Raw genomic sequence first — 19,557 nt, 5'->3', positions numbered from 1 at the left:
GATCAGTCACTCCCCATCCGGTCTCCTCGCCTTCCGGCACCCCACGTGGCGACGCCGGCCGCCGCCACCCCCATCAGCGCCAGCGCCCACTCAGGCAGCGCGCCCACCCGGGTCGCGATCGTCGCCTGGGTGCGCACGGGCACCTTCACCACGGTCATGTCCGCGACGAGCTCGCGGGTCCGCCAGGAGACCTTACCGTCCGGCGTGACATAGGCGGAGATCCCCGTGGTGGCGGCCGTGACGACCGCCCTGTTGTGCTCGACGGCCCGCAGCTTGGACATGGCGAGCTGCTGCGGCGGCAGGTTGGTCTCGGCGTAGCTGGCGTTGTTGGTCTGCACCACGATCGGGGTGGCCCCGGTGCGGACGGTGCCGCGGACCGTGCCGTCGTAGGCGACCTCGTAGCAGTTGACCGCGCCGATCGTCACGGGGCCCAGCCGCAGGTCGCCCGGCCGGGTGCCGGCCACCGACTGCCTGCCGACCAGGTTGGCCCGCTCCCACAGCGCGAGCACGATCTCCTTGAACGGGGTGTACTCGCCGAACGGCACCAGATGCTGCTTGTCGTAGTAGGCGCCGGGCCCGGTGGCCGGGTCCCACACGAGGCTGCGGGTGGCGCGATGCTCGTCGCCGACGGCCACGACCGCGCCGACCAGGGTGGGCACGCCGACATCCCGGACGGAGTCGTCGATGATCTGGCGGGCGTACGCGTTGCGGTAGGGGTCGATGTCGGTGGAGTTCTCCGGCAGCACGACGATGTCGGGCCTGGGGAGCAGGCCCTCGCGGACGGCCCGGGCGAGCCGCTTGGTCTCGTCGGCGTGGTTCCGCAGCACCACGGCCGGCTCGTCGCCGAGCGCGTACATGCCCCGGCCGGGGACGTTGCCCTGGACGATGCCGACGTTGACGGTGCGGCCCTCGTCGCCGGGCCGCGGCACGGCCAGGGTGACCAGCGGCACGGCCAGCGCCAGCCCCACCGCGCCGGCCGGCGCCCACCGCCGCGCCCCGCCCGCCCGCGCGCCCCTCAGGGACGGCGAGCCGCGCCGGGTCAGGGCCGCGTGGGCCAGCAACCCCCCGGACAGGGCGACGGCGAACGACACCAGCGGCGCGCCGCCCAGCGCGGCGTAGCGCGTGAACAGCGACTCGCCCTGGCTGAACGCGAGCCGCGCCCACGGGAACCCGCCGACGGGGACGAGCCCGCGTGCCCACTCCATGGCCACCCACAGCCCGGCGAACCACAACGGCCACCACCTCAGCCGGAACACCGGCGCGGCCAGCGCGGCCATCACGGCGTAGAAGGCGCTGGAGACGCCGACCAGCATCACCCAGACGTCGTCGCCGATGGGGCGCACCCAGGAGAGGGTCGGCAGCAGGAACACGACACCGGCCAGGTAGCCCAGCCAGGCGGCCCGGCGGGGGCGGGTGCCGTGGAGCGCGGCGACGACCAGGCCGATGCCGAGCGGGGCGCCGGCCCACCAGTCGATCGGCGGGAACGCCAGATACAGCAGCACCCCGCCCGCCATGGCCGCCGCCACCCTCGCCAGCGCCACCTTGCGGGACTCAGATCGCCCCTTGCGCCCCGTTGCGGGAGGGTCCGTCCCGAAACCGCCCGAAGGGCCGCCGACGCCCTCCACGGCCTCCTCACCGCCCGCATCGGGAGCGTCAGCGTGGGGGACGTCGCCGGACGGGCCGGGACGTGACGGCGGCTCGCCGGACGGTGTCTCACCCGTCGTCGGCCGTAGACCCGTGCTGTCTCGCACCACTGCGCCCGCTCCTCGCCGCGCCTGCCCCTGGCACGCGCCTGCCTGCCTCGGTGAACCTGCATGTCGGATCAGCAGGCCGCGCCCGTGGCGGCGAACCTGCTAGTCGAAACGGTACCGCTCCGGGGCGGCCGTCAGGTCGCGCGGAGCGTCCGGGCGCGGTACGGGAGCTCCAGGTGCGGCGAAGGCCGGGAAGGAGACCGCCACGAGAGAGGGCGGCGGATCGGGAAGGGGGCCGCCGCGCCGGAGAGCGGCGGGCCGGGCGGAGGGCGCGGGCCGGGCGGAGGGCGGGGATCGCTGGTGGAGCCGGAGGTGGAGCGGCTGGGTGATCCCGCGGACGACGAGGCCGTGGGATCACCCGCGCTGATGGCGATCCTGCGCACGAGAGCGGGAAGAGGGCCCGGAAACCCTTCGGACCGGACCCGTCTCGTCGGCGGCGAGCGCGGAATTCCGTTGTCTACTGGGCTACCGGGCCCGTCCCGGGTCCAACCCCCCGCCCGGCTGGGGTGCCCCGACTCGACGGACCGACGGCCCTGCACCTGGCTGTGTGGACGGAGTCACGCTCCGTCACGGACGCAGGATCCGACGATGTCAGAGACGGCCAACCGGCCAAGTCCCGTGCTGGACTGCGCAGCAAACTACCGACTCCACCTCAGATGTCAACCGTGTCCCGATCAGCAGAAACATCAAGTTTTCGCAGGTAGGACATGTTTGGCCAGCCACACCAAAGGGCGTCAACGCCCATTTGTCGACATATGTCCCTGCCGTGGCAGATCGGCGAACGCCTCCCCCAGCGGCCCGGCCGGCGGCTCGTCGTACAGGATGCCGAGCCGCCGGGTCGCCCTGGTCAGCGCCACGTAGAGGTCGTTCGGCCCGCGTGGCGACTGGGTGGCGATGCCGCCCGGCTCGGCCACGAGCACCGAGTCGAACTCCAGCCCCTTGGCGTCGGTGACGCCCATCACCGTGACGGGCGCGTCGAGTGCCGCCGCTCCCCCGCCCCGGCCGGTGCCGGGGGCGACGACCACGGCGCCGTCCACGGCGGCGGCCACCTGCCGCCCGAGCGGGCCGAGCAGCGCGTCGGGCACCACGACCGCGACCTTGCCGCCCTCGCCGACCTCGGCCTTGACCAGCTCGGGAAGCGCGGCGAGCGGAGCCGTCCAGGGGCGTACGCCACCCTCGCGGACCGAGGCCGGGGCCCGCAGGGCCGGGTCGATGGCGGCGAGCACCCGGGCGGCCACCTCCATGAGCTCGACCGGGGTGCGGTAGTTGACCGTGAGCCGCTCCTGCCGCCAGCGCCCCGCCACGTACGGGTCGAGCGCCTCGGCCCAGGAGCGGGCGCCCGCCGTCGAGCCGGTCTGCGCGATGTCGCCGACGATCGTCATCGACCGGTTGGGCACCCGCCGCATGACGGCCCGCCAGGCCATGGGCGACAGTTCCTGTGCCTCGTCCACGATGACGTGGCCGTAGGCCCAGGTGCGGTCGGCGGCGGCGCGCTCGGCGGTGGTGAGGTAGGGGCCCTGGCCGCGCTGGCGTTCGGCGAGCCGTTCGGCCTCCATGACGTCGGACAGGCCCGTCAGCTCCAGCACCTCGCGGGCGTAGGCCAGCTCGGCCTCCCGCTCGCTCTCCTCGGCCTGCCGGGCGGCCGCGAGCTCCTCCTCGGCCTGCAGGGCGGTGGCGCGCAGAACCTGCTCGTCGATCTCGCCGAGCAGTTCGGCGGCCTCGTCGAGGAGCGGCACGTCGGACTCGGTCCACTCCGCGGAGCGGCCGGGGTCGCGCTGGAGCAGCGCGCGTTCCTCGCGGGTCAGCGCGGCGGCCGCGTGGCCGAGCCGCTCGGGCGAGCCGTACAGGCCGAGCAGCAGCCGCTGCGGGGTGAGATACGGCCAGAGCCGGTTGAGCGCGGTCTTGACCACGGGTTCGGTGCGCAGCTCCTCGCGCAGGTCGGCCAGCTCCTCGTCGTCGATGAGGCCCTTGCCGAGCTTCTTGGCGGCCTGGCGGGCCAGCGCGTTGAGCACGGACCTGACGAACACGGCGCGGGCCTGGTTGTGCGGGCGGCGCGACCGGCTCGCCTTGTGCCGGGCGGCGTCCAGCATGGGGCGGTCGAGGGTGAGGGTGTAGCGGCCGAGCGCGAGCTCGACGGGCTTGCGGGGCATGCGCTGGCGGTCGCGGACGGCCCGCGCGATCACCTCGGCCATGCGCGCGTCGCCCTTGAGCGCGGCCGCCTCGGGCCGTTCGCGGGCGGTGGCGGTCAGGCCGGGATAGAGCTCGCCGACCGTGGACAGCAGCACGTCGGTCTCGCCGAGCGAGGGCAGCACCTGCTCGATGTAGCGCAGGAACGTGGGGTTGGGGCCGAGGATGAGCACACCGCGGCGCTCGAGCCGCTCCCGGTGGGTGTAGAGGAGGTAGGCGGCCCGGTGCAGGGCGACGACGGTCTTGCCGGTGCCGGGGCCGCCCTGGACGACGAGGACGCCGTTGAGGTCGGCGCGGATCACCCGGTCCTGCTCGGCCTGGATGGTGGCGACGATGTCGCGCATGCGGCCGGTGCGCCGCTCGTCCAGCGCCGCCAGCAGGGCCGCCTCGCCGTTGAGCGTGGCGCGGTCGTCGTCGCTCAGCGCGTCGAGGTCGAGCAGGTCGTCGTCCACGCCGACGACCGTGCGGCCCTTGGTCTGCAGGTGGCGGCGGCGGGTGACGCCCATGGGCACGGCGGGGGTGGCGCGGTAGAACGGCTGCGCCACGGGGGCCCGCCAGTCGATGAGCAGGCGCTCCTGCTCGTCGTCGGTGAGGCCGAGCTTGCCGATGTAGAGCCGTCCCTCCTCGACGTGGTCGAGGCGGCCGAACGCCAGGCCGCGCTCCACCGCCCACAGGCGGGCCAGCCGGGAGGCGTACATCTCGGCGAAGGTGTCACGTTCGGAGCGGTTCTGCATCGTTCCCACCGCTCCGGCGGCCAGCACCTCCTTGAGCTGCCGCTGGGTGCGCTCGCGCAGCGTGTCGAGGCGCTCGTAGAGGCGGGTGACGTAGTCCTGCTCCCTGGCGAGCTCTGTTTGACGAGTTCCCGCCAGACCATTATTGTTGTTAATGGGACACTCCGGGCCATTCTGCTTGTTGTTGCGACAAACGACGACATTAGCATGCCCGTCGAGGCACGCCCATTCTCTCGCCCCTCAGCGCTCCGCGTCGCGTCCCGCACGCTGTCACGGCTTGGTTTCACCTCTTGACCTCAGGACCCCGGGTTCCTTACGTTCACTTCGAGTTAGGAAAGTTTCCTAACTGCCAGCGAAGGAGAACGTGTGAGCAGTCCTGTGCCGGGGACCCCGAGCCTGCTCCGCGCGATCAACGACCGCGCGGCGCTGCAGGCGCTCCTGGAACGGGGGCCGCTGACCCGCCCGGAGATCGGCGCCCTGACGGGCCTGTCCAAGCCGACCGCCTCCCAGCTCCTGGCCCGCCTGCAGGAAGCGGGACTGGTGGTGCTGGACGGCATCAGGGAGGGCCTGCCGGGCCGAACGGCGGAGCTCTACCGGATCAACCCCGCGGCGGCGTACGCGGGCGCGCTCGACGTCACCCCCGGCCGGATCGAGGCGCGCGTCGCGGACATCACCGGCACGATCGTCGGCGAGCACACCCTTCCCACACCGCGCAGGCCGCCCGGCGAGCTGGTCGACCGGCTGCGCGCCGCCCTAGAGGGCGCCGGCCCGCCCGGACCGCTGCGGCGGGTGGTCATCGGCGTGCAGGCGGCGATCGACCCGTCCACCGGCCGGCTCGGCTACGCCACCGCCAAGGACATGCCTGGCTGGCACATCCCGGACCTGGTGCCCGCCCTGTCACGGGGGCTCGGCGTGCCCGTCGCGGTCGAGAACAACGTCAACCTCGTCGCGCTCGCCGAGCAGGCCCACGGCGCCGCGCACGACCACCCCGACTTCGTGCTGCTGTGGGCCGACGAGGGCATCGGCTCGGCCATCGTGCTCGGCGGCCGGATGCACCGCGGCGCCACGGGCGGCGCCGGCGAGGTCGGCTACATGCCCACGCCCGGCGCGCCGACGGCCCGCGAGGCCGGCCGGCTCGCCAACCACGGCTACCAGGCGCTCACCGGCGGCCAGGCCGTGCTGAAGCTGCTGCGCTCGTACGGCGTGCGCGGCACGGACTTCCGCCAGGCCGTCGCCAACGCGGTGCGCGCGGCGCAGGGCACCGGGCAGCGCGCCGACGACGCGCGGGCCGGGCTGCGCGACGTCGCCGCCCGGCTGGCCGTGGGCCTGGCCGCCATCACCTCCGTCGTCGATCCCGGCCTCATCGTGCTGACCGGCGGCGTCGTGCTGTCCGGCGGCGAGACCCTGCGCGAGCTGATCGAGCACGAGCTGCACGCGCTGACCATCCCCCGCCCCCAGGTGCGGCTGTCGAGCGTCGACGGCAACCCCGTGCTGGCCGGGGCGCTCGACCTGGCCCTCGCCACGGCCCGTGACGAGGTCTTCCCTCCACGGTAGTCCCCACATGATCAGGAGGCACCCCCCGTGCGTTTCGTCCCTCTCGCGGTCGCCGGCCTCACGGCCCTGGCGCTGACCGCCTGCACAGCGGGCAAGGAGGCGGCGCCGTCGCTCGGCGCGCAGCCCGGGCCCTCCGGCGCGGCCTCGCAGGCCCTGCCGGCCGCGACCCTCGAACTGTGGCACGGCTTCTCCACCGACGCCGAGGTCAAGGCCTTCGAGGACGCCATCGCCGGCTTCAACAAGAAGTTCCCCCAGATCACGGTGAACGCCACCAAGGGGGTCCAGGACGACCAGATCACCCAGGCGATCCGCGGCGGCAAGGCGCCCGACGTGGCCGCCTCCTTCACCACCGACAACGTCGCCCACTGGTGCAGGTCGGGATCGTTCCAGGATCTGACCCCGGTCATCAGGCAGGACGGCATCGACCTGACGGTGCTGCCGGGGGTGTCGCGCGCCTACACCGAGTTCGAGGGCAGGCGGTGCACGATGCCGCTGCTCGCCGACGCGTACGGCCTCTACTACAACAAGGCCCTGATGAAGGGCGAGCAGCCGCCCAGAACCCTGTCGGAGCTGACCGCGCTGACCAAGAAGCTCACGGTCCGCGACGCCGACGGCGACATCGAAGTGGCCGGCTTCGTCCCCAGCTTCCAGTACTACGAGAACTCCCCCAGCCACATGGGCCCGATGGTCGGCGCGAAGTGGTACAACGCCGACGGCACCTCGGCGATCGGCTCAGATCCGGCCTGGAAGCAGCTGCTGACCTGGCAGAAGGAGCTCGTCGACTGGTACGGCTACGACAAGCTGGAGAAGTTCCGCAAGAGCCTCGGCGACGAGTGGAGCGCCGAGCACCCCTTCTTCAAGGGCAAGATCGCCATGATCCTCGACGGCGAGTGGCGCAACGCCATGATCGCGAATGATCCCCGGGCGAAGGACATGGACTACGGCACGGCCCCGCTGCCTGTCGCCGACGACAAGCCCGACCTGTACGGCAGCGGCTTCACCGCAGGCACCGTGATCGGCGTGCCGAAGGGCGCCAAGCACCCGCAGCACGCCTGGGAGCTGGTCAAGCACCTGACCACCGACACCGGCTCACTGGTGACCCTGTCGAACGCGCTGCGCAACGTGCCGACGACCAAGGCCGCCATGGAGTCGCCCGACCTGGCCGAGGACGCGAACTTCAAGACGTTCCTCGACATCTTCGCGCACCCGAAGACCTCCACGCTGCCGGCCAACGTCAACAGCGTCTTCAACCAGGAAGCGCTGTCCACCTTCCTGACCCGGTGGGAGCGGGGCGCGGTCCCCGACCTCGACGCCGGCCTGCGCGCCGTGGACAAGCAGATCGACGACAAGCTCAAGCTGTCCGGAGGCTGATCCGCGATGGCCTCCCTCTCCCACGCCGCGCCCGCCCGCCCGGGCCCGCCCCGGTGGCGGCGCGGCGAGGGCCTGCGGGCCCTGCTGTGGCTGTCGCCGTGGCTGGCCGGGGTGTCGATCTTCTTCGGTTACCCGCTGCTGGCCACGGTCTACTTCTCCTTCCACCGCTACGACCTGTTCACGCTGGAGTTCGTCGGGCTGGACAACTACCGCTACCTGCTCCAGGACCCCAGGGTGGTGAAGTCGGCGCAGAACACGCTGTGGCTGGTGGCGTTCATGGTGCCGGCGCAGGTGCTGTTCTCGCTGGCGCTGGCGCAGCTCGTGACGATGCTGAAGGCCGGGGTGGGGCTGTTCCGGACGATCTTCTACCTGCCGACGCTGGTGCCGGCGGTGGCCGGGACGGTGACGTTCGTGTTCCTCATGAACCCGGCGACCGGCCCGTGGAACCAGTTCCTCGCCCTGTTCGGCATCACCGGGCCCGACTGGTTCGGCGACCCCGCCTGGTCCAAGCCGAGCCTGACCCTGCTGGCGCTGTGGGGCTGCGGCAACACCATGGTGATCTTCCTGGCGGCCCTCCTGGACGTGCCCAGGCACCTGTACGAGGCCGCCGCCATCGACGGGGCCGGCGCCTGGCGGCGCTTCCGCAGCGTCACGCTGCCGACGATCTCGCCGGTGCTCATGTTCTCCGCGATCACCGGGGTGATCTACGCGCTGCAGTACTTCACGCAGGCGATGATCGCCTCCCGGGTGGCGTCGGGCGCGACCGACTCGGCCGGCTCGTCGTTCGTCCCCGGCTATCCGGACGAGTCGCTGCTCACCCTGCCGCAGTGGCTGTTCCACGTCGGGTTCCGCGACTTCGGCATGGGCTACGCCTGCGTGCTGGCGCTGCTGCTGTTCGGCACCTCGATGATCTTCACGACGGTCCTGCTGCGCCAGTTCCGCCGCGCGGAGGAGGGCTCATGAGCGTCACCGTCACCGCGCCCTCCCCCGCCGCCGTCCGGGGATCGGGCCGGGCCGGCGCCGGCGCGCGCAGGCGGCGGATGCTCCTGTGGGTCGCCACGCACGCGCTGGCCATCGCGCTGGCGCTGATGTTCCTGGCCCCGGCCGTCTTCCTCGCGCTGACCGCGCTGATGACCGACGAGCAGGCACTGACCAGCGAGCTGTGGCCGCGCACGTGGAACTGGGTGAACTTCGCCACCGTCTTCACCGAGTCCAAGCTGCTGCGCTGGACGGCCAACACGCTGCTGTACGCCGGGCTCGGCACCCTGTTCATGCTGGTGTCGTCGGTGCCGGTGGCGTACGCGCTGGCGAGGTTCCGCTTCCGCGGCCGGCGGCTCGCCTTCCTGCTGGTGATCACCACGATGATGCTGCCGCCGCAGGTCGTGGCGGTGCCCGTCTACCTCGTCTGGGCGCGGGCCGGGCTGACCGACAGTCTGTGGCCGCTGATCCTGCCGATGCTGCTCGGCGACGCCTACTCCATCTTCCTGCTGCGCCAGTTCCTCATCTCGATCCCGCGCGACTACACCGACGCCGCCCGGGTGGACGGCTGCTCCGACCTGCGGACGCTGTTCACGGTGGTGTTGCCGATGGCCCGGCCGGCCATCGCCGCCGTCGCGCTGTTCCAGTTCTTCTACTGCTGGAACGACTACTACGGGCCGCTGCTGTACGGCGGGGTGGCCCAGGACGGCTGGACCCTGTCGGTGGGGCTGGCCACGTTCAAGGCGTTCCACAGTGTCCAGTGGAACCTCACCATGGCCGCCACGCTGCTGGTGACGGCCCCGGTGATCGTGTTGTTCTTCTTCGCCCAACGGGTTTTCATCGAGGGCGTCACGCTGACAGGAGTGAAGGGTTGAAACTCGCCGTGGTCGGGGGTGGCTCGACGTACACGCCGGAGCTGATCGACGGGTTCGCGCGGTTGCGCGACGACCTGCCGGTGACCGAGATCGCGCTGATCGATCCGGACGGGCGGCGGCTGGAGCCGATCTCGGGGATGGCCCGGCGGATGCTCGCGCACGCCGGGCATCCGGCCCGGGTGACGGCCACCTCCTCGGTCGAGGAGGGCGTCGCCGGCGCGCGGGCCGTACTGGTCCAGCTGAGGATCGGCGGGCAGGCGGCCCGCGAGGTGGACGAGACCCTGCCGCCGCGCTGCGGCTGCGTCGGCCAGGAGACGACGGGCGCGGGCGGGCTGGCCAAGGCGCTGCGGACCGTGCCGGTCGTGCTGGAGATCGCCGACGTGGTGCGGCGCGCCGCGCCGGACGCGTGGATCGTGGACTTCACCAACCCGGTCGGCATCGTCACCCGGGCGCTGCTGGACGCCGGGCATCGGGCGATCGGGCTGTGCAACGTGGCCATCGGGTTCCAGCGGCGCTTCGCCGAGCTGCTGGGCGTGCCGCCGTCGCGCGTGTCACTCGGCCACGTCGGGCTGAACCACCTGACGTGGGAACGGTCCGTCCACCTGGACGGCGCGGACGTGCTGCCGTCGCTGCTGGCCGCGCACGGCGGGGAGATCGCCGACGCGGTCGGCCTGCGCCCCGAGCTGGTCCGCCGGCTGGGCGCGGTGCCGTCGTACTACCTGCGTTACTTCTACGCGCACGACGCCGTCGTCGAGGAGCAGCGCTCGAAGCCGCCCCGCGCCGCCGAGGTGGCGGCCATGGAGACGGAGCTGCTGGAGCTGTACGCGGACCCGTCGGTGGTCACCAAGCCCGAGCTGCTGGCCGGCCGGGGCGGCGCCTACTACTCCGAGGCGGCGGTCGCGCTCATCGCGTCGCTGCTCGGCGACCGGGGCGACGTCCAGGTCGTGAACGTGCGCAACGACGGCACGCTGCCCTTCCTGGACCCGGACGCCGTGATCGAGGTGCCCGCGACCGTCTCTGCCGCGGGCGCCGCTCCGCTGCCGGTGGAGCCGGTCGAGCCGCTGTACGCGGGGCTGATCGGCCACGTGTCGGCGTACGAGACGCTCGCCCTGCGTGCGGCCCTGCACGGCGGCGCCGAGCGGGTGCGCGACGCCCTGCTCGCCCACCCGCTGGTCGGCCAGGACGCCGTCGCCGAGGAGCTGACCGGGCTGCTGCTGGAGGCCAACCGCGCCTTCCTGCCGTGGGCGGTGCGCCCGTGAACGGTGCGCCGGCCCGGTCCCGCAGGCTCGTCCTGGCGGTCGACGGCGGCAACAGCAAGACCGACGTGGCCGTGGTGGCCGACGACGGCGAGGTGGTGGCCACGGCCCGCTCGGGCCCGTTCCTGCCGCAGAGCGCGGGCGTCGCGGCGGCCGTGGACGTGGTGGAGCGGGCCGTGGCCGAGGCGGTCCGGCACGTCCCGCCGCCCCGGGGGCGCCCGCCGTTCGACCACGTGGCCGCCTACCTGGCCGGGGCCGACCTGCCGGTCGAGGAGGAGGCGCTGGCCCGGGAGTTCGCGGCCCGCGGCCTCGCCCCGGACGTGGTGGTGCGCAACGACACCTTCGCGCTGCTGCGGGCGGGCGCCTCGGCTCCCTGGGGCGTCGCGGTGGTGTGCGGCGCCGGCATCAACGCCGTCGGCGTCTCCCCCACGGGCGAGGTGGCCCGCTTCCCGGCGCTCGGCCGGATCAGCGGCGACTGGGGCGGCGGCCAGGTGATCGGCGAGGACGCGCTGTGGCACGCGGCACGCGCCGAGGACGGCCGCGGTCCCGCCACGGCCCTGGTCGACGTGCTGCGCGCCCACTTCGGCGTCGGCACGGTCGAGGAGCTGGTGCTGGACCTGCACTTCGGCCGGGTGCCGTACGGCCGGCTGCACGAGCTGGCCCCCGGCGTCCTCGCGGCGGCGGCCGGAGCCGACGCGGTCGCGCTCGGCCTGGTGGAGCGGCTGGCCGGGGAGGTGACGACCATGGCGCTGGTGTGCCTGCGCCGCCTCGGCCTGCTGGAGACGCGGGCCGAGGTGGTGCTCGGCGGGGGCGTGCTGCGGGCCCGCGACCCGCTGCTGACGTCGCTGCTGGAGCGCGGTCTGACCGCGGGGGCGCCGCGCGCCGGGATCGTGGTGGCCGACGTGCCGCCGATCGTCGGCGCCGCGCTCAACGGGCTCGACCGTCTCGGCGCGACCGACGCGGCCAGGTCCCGCCTGCGGGCCCGCTACGCGGAGGGCGTGCCGGCCTGACGGAGCGGACAGGTGTCACCGGCCCGGCATGACTCGTGTCATGACAGGCTGGTGACACAGCGGACTGACCCGGCGCCGCCGGAGCGATCATGCTGGTGTCATGATTCCCAGCCGATCGACCGTCCTGAAGGACGACACGACCGCCGACACGACCGACGACAGGACCACGGTGCCGCGGCGCGCCCGCCGGATGTCGGCCGTGGCCGCCGCCGGTGCGCTGCTCGCCGCGGCGATGACCGCTCCGGCCGCAGCCACTCCGGTGACCGCCCCGTCCGCCGCCCCGGCCACCGCCCCGGCCACCCCGTCGGCCACCCCGTCGGCCACCACGTCGGCGGCGTCCGGCTCGCCGCTCGACCACGGGGCGCTGCGGCAGTCGCTCGACGCCGTGCACGAGGCCGGCATGTACGGGATCTACTCGGCCGTGCGCGACGGTGTCCACGGCTGGAAGGGCGCCTCGGGCGTGGCCGACGTGCGGACCCGCCGGCCGGTGCGGCCGGACATGCGGCACCGGGTGGGCAGCATCACCAAGACGTTCACCGCCGTGGCCGTGCTGCAGCAGGTGGAGCGGGGCGCCGTCGAACTGGACGCGCCGGTCAACCGCTACCTGCCCGGGTTGCTGCCGGGTGCGCGCGGCGACAAGGTGACGGTGCGGATGCTGCTCAACCACACCAGCCACATCGCCGACTACATCGCGGGGGCGTTCCCGTCGCTGGTGCAGGGGTCGGCCGCCAGCCTCGACGAGCACCGCTTCCGCACGCTGCGGCCGCGAGAACTCGCGGAGCTCGGGCTGGCCGCCCCGCCCACCGGCGAGCCCGGCGCCACTCCGGGCTCGTACTCGAACACCAACTACATCATCGCCGGCATGCTGCTGGAGAAGGTCACCGGCACCCCGGCCGAGCGCCACATCACCCGCCACGTGATCGACCGGGCCGGGCTGCGCCACACGTCGTTCCCGCGCACCCCGCGCATCAGCGGGCCGCACTCCAAGGCGTACGAGTCGATGTACGGGCTGATCGACCCGCCGCGCGACTACAGCGTCTACGACATGTCGTGGGGCGGCACGGCCGGCGCGCTGGTGTCGACCATGGACGACCTCAACCGGTTCTACCGGGCGCTGCTGCGGGGCCGGCTCCTCGGTCCGGCGCAGCTCGCCGAGATGCAGCAGACCGTTCCGGTCGGGGTGGGCGGGTTCGCCATCGACTACGGTCTCGGCCTGTACGCGCTCGACCTGCCGTGCGGCCGGTTCTGGGGGCACGACGGCGGGGTGTGGGGCATGGGCACCCAGTCGCTGGCCAGCGCAGACGGCGGCCGGCAGCTGTCGTTCGGGTTCAACCTGATGAAGTATCAGCGGGTCGACGAGGACGGCCGGCTCGAGCCCCACCCGGCCGACGCCGCCATGGGGAACCACCTGCTCGCGGGCCTGTGCGGGCCGGGCGCCGCCAGGACGGCGCAGGCCCCGGTCACGCCGCTGCCCGCGGACCGGATGCTGTCGATCAAGCGCTGACCCCCGCACGCGATCACGGGCACGCTCACGCGGGCGTGCCCGTGCCGCTGTCAGACGGTGTTTCCATCCCCAGCGATCGATGATCAACGAAGGGATCCATCGTGGCGTCGAGTGTTCCGCGCGCAGCCCTTTTCGCCGTCGTACCGGCAGAACTACTGATCACAGTCTCGATACTGTCCGGGACGTCGACGCCGGCACAGGCCGAGATGCTGGCCGCCGTGATCGTCGCACCGTTCACCGTGTGGGAATCGCTGATCGGCTGTCAGCTGTTCACGCAGGCTCGCTCGGCCGGGGCGGGGCGCTGGGCGGCCCTGCGGTCGGCCGCGGGCGACCTGCTGCCGTTACAGCTGCGCATGATTCTGGGCGCCGAGTCCAAGGGCCTGTCCAGTCTCGCGCTGTGGGCCAGGCGCCGCCGTGACGGTGTGCCGAGGGGTGGCGTCGCCCTGTCCTATGCGAAGGAGCAGGCGTCTGTGGTGCGGGTCCTGTTCTTGGTCCTGGTCGTCGAGATGGTCGCCGTGGAGCTGATGATGGCGGCCTCGCAGACGCCGGCCGGGCTGCGTGCCGTCGTCCTGGCGGCCGACCTCTACGGCCTCGTGTTCGCTCTGTCGCTCGGCGCGGCCTGCGTCACGCGCCCGCACGTCGTGACCACCTCGGAACTCCGCATCCGCTACGGCGCCTACCTCGATGTACGCATTCCACGCGAGCTCGTCGCCTCGGTGCGGCTGCGGCGCGACTACCCCAGCGGCGTGGTCACGGTGGCGGACGACCGCCTGACCGTGGCGGTGTCGTCCCAGACGAACCTGGTCGTCGAACTGACGCGGCCGATCACTGTGACGAGACCGCTCGGCCGCCGCGCGCGGGTCACGGCGATCCGATTCTTCGCGGAAGATCCGAACACCGCCCTGAGACACCTGGCAACCTGACGGATACGGCTTGCGGCGGCGCTCGCCGGGCGCGCACCCGTGCGCGTCCGGCACCAGTCTTCGTACCTACGACAGTCACGGTCGAGGGGCCCTGTCAGGAAACTCCGTCAGGGGGCGGTGGCGGGTTTGGCGGGGTCGGGTTTGGCGGGGTCGCCCGCCAGTTCGGCGGCGCGGTGCTCGTACGGGGTGCTGAGCACGACCGTGGTGCGGGTGGAGACGTTCGCCGAGGCGCGGATCTGCTGCAGCAGGTCCTCCAGCGCCACCGGGGAGGCGACGCGGACCTTGAGGATGTAGCTCTCGTCGCCCGCCACGCTGTGGCACGCCTCGATGGCGCTCAGATGGGCCAGCCGGTCGGGCGCGTCGTCGGGCGCGGCCGGGTCGATGGGCTTGATCGACACGAACGCGGTGAGCGGCAGCCCGATCGCGTCGTAGTCGACGATGGCGGCGTAGCCGCGGACGACTCCGCGCTTCTCCAGGCGCCGCACCCGCTGGTGCACGGCGGAAACCGAGAGCCCGGTCTCCCTGGCCAGGTCGGTGAAGCTCATCCGGCCGTCACCGGCCAGCAGCGTGACGATCCGGCGGTCGATCTCCTCCATCGGTCAAAAATAGCCCGTCGAGGTCACGACATGGTCCCGACGGGGGTGACGCCTCGGCGCATGGCGTGCTCGACCAGCGTGATCAGCACGTCGCGGCCGGAGTCGCGGCGACGGGCGTCGCACAACACGATGGGGATCTCGGGCTCCAGGTTGAGCGCCTGACGCACCTCCCCGACCGTGAAGGGCCGGGCGCCGTCGAAGCAGTTGAGCGCCACCACGAAGGGTGTCTCGCGTCGTTCGAAGTAGTCGATCGAGGGGAAGCAGTCGGCCAGCCGGCGGGTGTCGGCGAGCACGACGGCGCCGAGCGCGCCCATGGTCAGCTCGTCCCAGACGAACCAGAACCTCTCCTGTCCCGGCGTGCCGAACAGGTAGAGCATGTAGTCGCTGTGGATGGTGATGCGGCCGAAGTCCATGACGACGGTCGTCGTGGGCTTCGACTCGACGCCCGACAGGTCGTCGACGTGCTGCCCGACGTGCGTCAGCGCCTCTTCGGTGCGCAGCGTGCGGGTCTCGGAGACGGCGCCGACCATGGTGGTCTTGCCCGCGCCGAAGCCACCCGCGATCAGGATCTTGATCGCGGTGGGCAGTCTCCGGCGACCGGAGAGGCCGAAGTCCATCGAGCACCGCCCGTATGTCCCTGCGCGGCAGGGCCGCACGTAGTCCGCCCAGGAGGGCCTTGTCAGGTGAAGCTGTCAAGGCGCAGAAAGATCAGTTACCTCGATACCGAGCCACCCTAGCAACGCCCCATAGTCCCCTCAAGCCACATACCCGTTCAAACATCAACTTTTCTCCGGGCCGATATCGCCTCGGGGCCGGGCCCATACGTCAAGGCGCGGGCCCGGACGCCGGAGGCGTCGGCGAGGATGGAGGCGATCCGTCCACCGAACCGGAGCCGTCATGCAGATCACGCTCGTCCAGGGTGACATCACCCGGCAGCACGTCGACGCCGTCGTCAACGCCGCCAACTCCTCCCTGATGGGCGGCAGCGGGGTGGACGGCGCCATCCACCGGCGCGGCGGGCCCGCCATCCTGGCCGAATGCCGCATGCTGCGCGCTTCCCGCTACGGCGGGGGCCTGCCGACGGGCCACGCGGTGGCCACCACCGCCGGCGAGCTGCCGGCCCGGTGGGTGATCCACACCGTCGGCCCCGTCCACTCCGCCGCCGAGGACCGCTCGCCCCTGCTGGCCTCCTGCTACCGCGAGGCGTTGCGGGTCGCCGACGAGCTGGGCGCCGCCACCGTGGCCCTGCCCGCCGTGTCCGCCGGCGTCTACGGCTGGCCGATCGAGGACGCCGCCCGCATCGCGGTCGGCACGGTCCGCTCGACCCGGACCAGGGTGAGGGAGGCCAGGTTCGTCCTGTTCACGGCCGACGTGCACACCGCCTTCCAGCGGGCCCTGGAGGCGGCGGGGCCGTCGGACGAGGAGATAGCCGCCCGGCTCGCCGCCCGGCCCGAGGAGCGCTGGCGGGAGCTGTTCGCCCGCGCCGACGCGCTCACCCCGGCTGACCTGCGGGTCGCGTGGGGCGGCGGCCAGGAGATCGAGCCCGGCGTGATCCAGATGCCCTACCCCGTCTACGGCGACGCCGTCATGCGGATCTGCGCCCTGCTGGGCGAGCTGGGCGTGGTGGTGGTGTTCGGCTGGCCCGACTGGGTGCGCGGCAACCCCCTCTGGCCCGACGGCGAGGGCCTGGACGACGCCCCGGTGGCCGACGCGGCCCGGCTGGCCACGGCGATCATCCGGGGCGAGCGGTTCAGCGACGGCACGATCGGGCGGGCCCTCGACCATGGCGCCTTCCAGGCCGTGCTGCGCCGGCTGCGCCGCTGGTTCGACGAGGAGCGCCCCCTCGCCGGGCGATCGACGTAGGCCCGGCCGGGTGGGCCGGGCCCGCGGGCCGGGTCAGTGGCCGGGGGCGGTGAGGCAGCCGCCGTCGGAGACGTACCCGCCGACCTCCACCTCCGACGCTCGCTCGTCGTGGAACCCGGTCACGCACCCACCCGCCAGCTCGATCGCGAACACCACGCCCGAGCGGGCCCCGACCGGACGGATCACGACGTTCGTCCCCTGCGGGGCCACCGCCCGCACGGCCCGGCCCACATGGGGTTCGCCGTAGCGGGCCCGCTCCCGCAGCGCCGCGAGGCGGCCGCGCAGCGCGCCGGCGACAGCGTCGGCGGCCGCCGCCACGTCCGGGGACATCGGCACCCGCTGCCGGTAGGCCCGGTTGCCGGCATGCTGCTCCTCCCAGGACGGCATGGTCACACAGCCGGCGGGCTGCCGCCCGGCCGGTGGCGGGCAGGACGGCACCGGCGACGGCGTCCTGCCCGCCGGGGCGCTCGCCGTCACGCCGTCCGGCAGCCCGGCGGACGCCTCTGACGGCCCGGCCGCCGGGCGCACGAGGCCACAGCCACCGGTGGCCAGCGCGAGCAGCAGCCCCGCGGCGAGCGCCGTCCGGCTCATCCCTTGGCCACCGCCCGGCCGATGACCAGCCGCTGGATCTGGTTGGTGCCCTCGACGATCTGCAGCACCTTCGCCTCCCGCATGTAGCGCTCCACGGGGAAGTCCTCGACGTAGCCGTAGCCGCCGAACACCTGCACCGCGTCGGTGGTGACCCTCATGCACACGTCGGTGGCGAACAGCTTGGCCATCGCCGCGCGGGTGCCGTACGGGCGGCCGGCGTCGCGTAGCCGGGCCGCGTCGAGGTAGAGCGCGCGGGCGGCGGCGATCTGCGTGGCCATGTCGGCCAGCATGAACGACACGCCCTGGAAGTCGACGATCCGGCTGCCGAACTGCCGCCGCTCCCGCGCGTAGGCCGTGGCGGCGTCGAAGGCGGCCTGGGCCAGGCCCACCGCGCACGCGGCGATGCCGAGCCGGCCGCCGTCGAGCGCGGCCATGGCGATGCGGAACCCCTCGCCCTCGGCGCCGACGAGCGCCTCGCGCGGCAGGCGCACCCCGTCGAAGCGCACCTGCGCGGTCGGCGAGGACCGCATGCCCATCTTCCGTTCGGGCGCGGCGAACGACAGGCCGTCCACCCCGGCGGGAACGTGCAGGCAGGACACGCCGCGCGCGCCCGGCTCGCCGGTGCGGGCCATGAGCAGGTAGAAGTCGGCCACCCCGCCGTGGGTGGTCCACGCCTTGACCCCGTCGACGGTGTAGCCGTCGGCCCCGGGCACGGCTTTGGTGGTCAGCGCGGCGGCGTCGGAGCCGGACTGCGCCTCCGACAGGCAGTAGGCGCCGAGCAGGTCGCCGCCGACCATGCCGGGCAGCAGCGCCTCCTTCTCCTCGGCGCCGCCGAACGCCGCCACCGGGAAGCAGGACAGCGTGTGCACCGACACGCCGAGGCCGACGGCGAGCCAGCCGGCCGCAAGCTCCTCGACGACCTGCAGATAGACCTCCTGCGGCTGGGCCGCGCCGCCGTACTCCTCCGGGTAGGGCAGGCCCAGCAGGCCGGCGGCGCCCAGCGTGGCGAACACCTCGCGCGGGAACCGACCGGCCGCCTCGTCGGCCGCGGCCCGTGGCGCGACCTCCTTGGCCACCAGCTCGCGGGTCAGCTGGATCAGGTCGTGCGCCTCAGGGGTGGGCAGGGCACGCTCTACGGTCATCGAGAAACTCCTTGTGAGAGTGTACGGTGTCCCGATTCTGCCTAAACGATCACCAGTTCACGAGGGGTGTCGTTGAGCCGGACGGGGCCGTCGTCCCCGCACACCACGATGTCCTCGATCCGGGCGCCGTGCCGGCCGGGCAGGTAGACGCCGGGCTCGACGGAGAAGGCGAAGCCCGGCTCCATCGGCTCGGCGTTGCCGGCGACGATGTAGGGCTCCTCGTGGGTCTCGATGCCGATGCCGTGGCCGGTGCGGTGGATGAAGTAGTCGCCGTAGCCGGCCTCGGTGAGGACGTCGCGGGCGGCCGCGTCGATCGACTCGCAGGTCACGCCCGGACGCACGGCGGCGCAGGCGGCCTCCTGCGCGCGGCGCAGCGCCTCGTAGTAGGCGGTGAAGTCGGCGGGCGGCTCGCCCACGCAGTAGGTGCGGGTGGAGTCGGAGCAGTAGCCGTTGTGCAGCTGGCCGCCGATGTCGACGACGACCGGCTCGCCCGCCTGGATGACCCGGTCGGACACCTCGTGGTGCGGGCTGGCGCCGTTGGGGCCGGAGGCGACGATGACGAAGTCGACCGTGGCGTGGCCGGCGGCGAGGATGGCCTCGGCGATGTCGCGGCCCACCTCGCGCTCGGTGCGGCCGGCCCGCAGGAAGCCGGGCACCTGCCGGTGCACCGCGTCGATCGCCTCGCCGGCCTGGCGCAGCGCCGCCACCTCCGCGGGCGACTTGCGCATCCGCAGCTCGCGCAGCACGCGACCGGCCAGCACCTGCTCGGCGTCCGGCAGCACCTCGCGGAAGCGCAGCGACGCCATCGCCCACATCCGGTCGGCCAGGCCGACCGTGGCGGCCCCGCCGAGCCGGTCGGCGGCGATCCGGTAGGGGTCGTCGGTCTCGTCCCACGCCACGAACTCCAGGCCCAGGCGGGAGGCGGGCGAGGCCTGCGCGGCGGGCAGCTCCAGGCGCGGCACCATCATGTACGGCTCGCCGGAGGCGGGCACGACGAGACAGGTCAGCCGCTCCAGCGGCTTGGCGTCGTAGCCGCTCACGTAGCGCAGGTCGGGGCCGGGCGTGAGCAGCAGCGCGTCGATGCCGGCCTTGGCGGTGGCCTCCTGCACGGCGGCGAGGCGGGAGACGGGGTACAGGTCTTCTGAGGACGTCACAGCCCAAATCTACTCGGATGACGCCGCCTAAAATCCGCGAAAAGGTCTCGCCACACGGCTGGTCACGACCA

16 protein-coding genes and 1 pseudogene are annotated in these 19,557 nt (G+C 73.2%); 10 read left to right on the top strand and 7 right to left on the bottom strand.

The window, feature by feature from the left end:
- Positions 1 to 2 precede the first annotated feature (2 nt).
- Positions 3 to 1,541 carry an apolipoprotein N-acyltransferase gene (lnt, locus tag ACGF0J_RS16070; RefSeq protein ID WP_393146294.1) on the bottom strand — a complete coding sequence of 513 codons (1,539 nt, stop codon included), beginning with the start codon at positions 1,539 to 1,541 and terminating at the stop codon, positions 3 to 5.
- A gap of 944 nt (positions 1,542 to 2,485) precedes the next feature.
- The gene (locus tag ACGF0J_RS16065; RefSeq protein ID WP_393146292.1) at positions 2,486 to 4,672 is read right to left on the bottom strand and encodes a HelD family protein; all 2,187 of its coding nucleotides are present in this window, start codon (positions 4,670 to 4,672) and stop codon (positions 2,486 to 2,488) included.
- 363 nt (positions 4,673 to 5,035) lie between these two features.
- Here ACGF0J_RS16065 and ACGF0J_RS16060 point away from each other — a divergent pair, with 363 nt between their 5' ends.
- From ACGF0J_RS16060 to ACGF0J_RS16025, 8 genes are all read left to right on the top strand, one after another.
- A complete protein-coding gene (locus tag ACGF0J_RS16060; protein ID WP_393146290.1) occupies positions 5,036 to 6,223 on the top strand; it encodes an ROK family protein in 1,188 nt (395 codons plus the stop codon).
- Positions 6,224 to 6,250: 27 nt separating this feature from the next.
- Positions 6,251 to 7,594, top strand: a complete 1,344-nt coding sequence (locus tag ACGF0J_RS16055; protein ID WP_393146288.1) for an extracellular solute-binding protein — start codon at positions 6,251 to 6,253, stop codon at positions 7,592 to 7,594.
- Positions 7,595 to 7,600: 6 nt separating this feature from the next.
- Positions 7,601 to 8,557: a carbohydrate ABC transporter permease gene (locus ACGF0J_RS16050; protein WP_393146286.1), complete on the top strand. Its 957-nt coding sequence runs from the start codon at positions 7,601 to 7,603 to the stop codon at positions 8,555 to 8,557.
- The gene (locus ACGF0J_RS16045) at positions 8,554 to 9,447 is read left to right on the top strand and encodes a carbohydrate ABC transporter permease (protein WP_393146284.1); all 894 of its coding nucleotides are present in this window, start codon (positions 8,554 to 8,556) and stop codon (positions 9,445 to 9,447) included. The genes ACGF0J_RS16050 and ACGF0J_RS16045 overlap by 4 nt, the downstream gene beginning before the upstream one ends.
- Entirely contained in the window at positions 9,444 to 10,706 is a 1,263-nt protein-coding gene (locus ACGF0J_RS16040; protein ID WP_393146282.1) for a 6-phospho-beta-glucosidase, read from the top strand. The genes ACGF0J_RS16045 and ACGF0J_RS16040 overlap by 4 nt, the downstream gene beginning before the upstream one ends.
- Entirely contained in the window at positions 10,703 to 11,713 is a 1,011-nt protein-coding gene (locus tag ACGF0J_RS16035; RefSeq protein WP_393146280.1) for an N-acetylglucosamine kinase, read from the top strand. The genes ACGF0J_RS16040 and ACGF0J_RS16035 overlap by 4 nt, the downstream gene beginning before the upstream one ends.
- 100 nt (positions 11,714 to 11,813) lie before the next feature.
- Positions 11,814 to 13,217, top strand: a complete 1,404-nt coding sequence (locus tag ACGF0J_RS16030; protein WP_393146279.1) for a serine hydrolase domain-containing protein — start codon at positions 11,814 to 11,816, stop codon at positions 13,215 to 13,217.
- Positions 13,218 to 13,318: 101 nt separating this feature from the next.
- Positions 13,319 to 14,140, top strand: coding sequence for a hypothetical protein (locus ACGF0J_RS16025; RefSeq protein ID WP_393146277.1), 822 nt, complete (start codon positions 13,319 to 13,321; stop codon positions 14,138 to 14,140).
- A 107-nt stretch (positions 14,141 to 14,247) separates the two neighbouring features.
- On the opposite strand, the gene ACGF0J_RS16020 is transcribed toward ACGF0J_RS16025, so the two are convergent.
- Both ACGF0J_RS16020 and ACGF0J_RS16015 read right to left on the bottom strand, forming a co-directional pair.
- The gene (locus tag ACGF0J_RS16020) at positions 14,248 to 14,736 is read right to left on the bottom strand and encodes an Lrp/AsnC family transcriptional regulator (RefSeq protein ID WP_393146275.1); all 489 of its coding nucleotides are present in this window, start codon (positions 14,734 to 14,736) and stop codon (positions 14,248 to 14,250) included.
- Between the two features lie 23 nt (positions 14,737 to 14,759).
- Complete coding sequence (locus ACGF0J_RS16015; RefSeq protein WP_393146273.1) at positions 14,760 to 15,353, bottom strand: ATP/GTP-binding protein; 594 nt, start codon at positions 15,351 to 15,353, stop codon at positions 14,760 to 14,762.
- Between the two features lie 280 nt (positions 15,354 to 15,633).
- Here ACGF0J_RS16015 and ACGF0J_RS16010 point away from each other — a divergent pair.
- Positions 15,634 to 16,137: pseudogene (locus ACGF0J_RS16010) on the top strand (O-acetyl-ADP-ribose deacetylase); the annotation flags it as partial.
- On the top strand, positions 16,132 to 16,599 hold the full coding sequence (locus ACGF0J_RS16005) for a DUF6508 domain-containing protein (protein WP_393146609.1): 468 nt from the start codon (positions 16,132 to 16,134) through the stop codon (positions 16,597 to 16,599). The pseudogene ACGF0J_RS16010 and the gene ACGF0J_RS16005, both read left to right, overlap by 6 nt.
- Positions 16,600 to 16,632: 33 nt before the next feature.
- On the opposite strand, the gene ACGF0J_RS16000 is transcribed toward ACGF0J_RS16005, so the two are convergent.
- The 3 genes from ACGF0J_RS16000 to ACGF0J_RS15990 are packed head-to-tail and all read right to left on the bottom strand — an operon-like array spanning position 16,633 to position 19,486.
- On the bottom strand, positions 16,633 to 17,190 hold the full coding sequence (locus tag ACGF0J_RS16000; protein WP_393146271.1) for a hypothetical protein: 558 nt from the start codon (positions 17,188 to 17,190) through the stop codon (positions 16,633 to 16,635).
- The gene (locus ACGF0J_RS15995) at positions 17,187 to 18,332 is read right to left on the bottom strand and encodes an acyl-CoA dehydrogenase family protein (protein ID WP_393146270.1); all 1,146 of its coding nucleotides are present in this window, start codon (positions 18,330 to 18,332) and stop codon (positions 17,187 to 17,189) included. The genes ACGF0J_RS16000 and ACGF0J_RS15995 overlap by 4 nt, the downstream gene beginning before the upstream one ends.
- Positions 18,333 to 18,373: 41 nt before the next feature.
- Positions 18,374 to 19,486 (bottom strand): M24 family metallopeptidase, encoded by a 1,113-nt coding sequence (locus ACGF0J_RS15990; RefSeq protein ID WP_393146268.1) that lies wholly within the window; start codon positions 19,484 to 19,486, stop codon positions 18,374 to 18,376.
- Between the last annotated feature and the right edge of the window lie 71 nt (positions 19,487 to 19,557).

Source organism: Nonomuraea sp. NPDC047897 (genome assembly GCF_043204415.1).
GTDB lineage: Bacteria > Actinomycetota > Actinomycetes > Streptosporangiales > Streptosporangiaceae > Nonomuraea.
This window is presented reverse-complemented; position numbering and strand designations above follow the sequence as displayed.

Excerpts from the sequence above, each read along its gene's own strand:
- ACGF0J_RS16050 (WP_393146286.1), top strand. The coding sequence starts at position 7,601 with ATGGCCTCCCTCTCCCACGCCGCGCCCGCCCGCCCGGGCCCGCCCCGG.
- ACGF0J_RS16000 (WP_393146271.1), bottom strand. The coding sequence starts at position 17,190 with ATGAGCCGGACGGCGCTCGCCGCGGGGCTGCTGCTCGCGCTGGCCACC.
- ACGF0J_RS16065 (WP_393146292.1), bottom strand. The coding sequence starts at position 4,672 with ATGCAGAACCGCTCCGAACGTGACACCTTCGCCGAGATGTACGCCTCC.
- ACGF0J_RS16015 (WP_393146273.1), bottom strand. The coding sequence starts at position 15,353 with ATGGACTTCGGCCTCTCCGGTCGCCGGAGACTGCCCACCGCGATCAAG.
- ACGF0J_RS16020 (WP_393146275.1), bottom strand. The coding sequence starts at position 14,736 with ATGGAGGAGATCGACCGCCGGATCGTCACGCTGCTGGCCGGTGACGGC.
- ACGF0J_RS16030 (WP_393146279.1), top strand. The coding sequence starts at position 11,814 with ATGATTCCCAGCCGATCGACCGTCCTGAAGGACGACACGACCGCCGAC.
- ACGF0J_RS16045 (WP_393146284.1), top strand. The coding sequence starts at position 8,554 with ATGAGCGTCACCGTCACCGCGCCCTCCCCCGCCGCCGTCCGGGGATCG.
- ACGF0J_RS15995 (WP_393146270.1), bottom strand. The coding sequence starts at position 18,332 with ATGACCGTAGAGCGTGCCCTGCCCACCCCTGAGGCGCACGACCTGATC.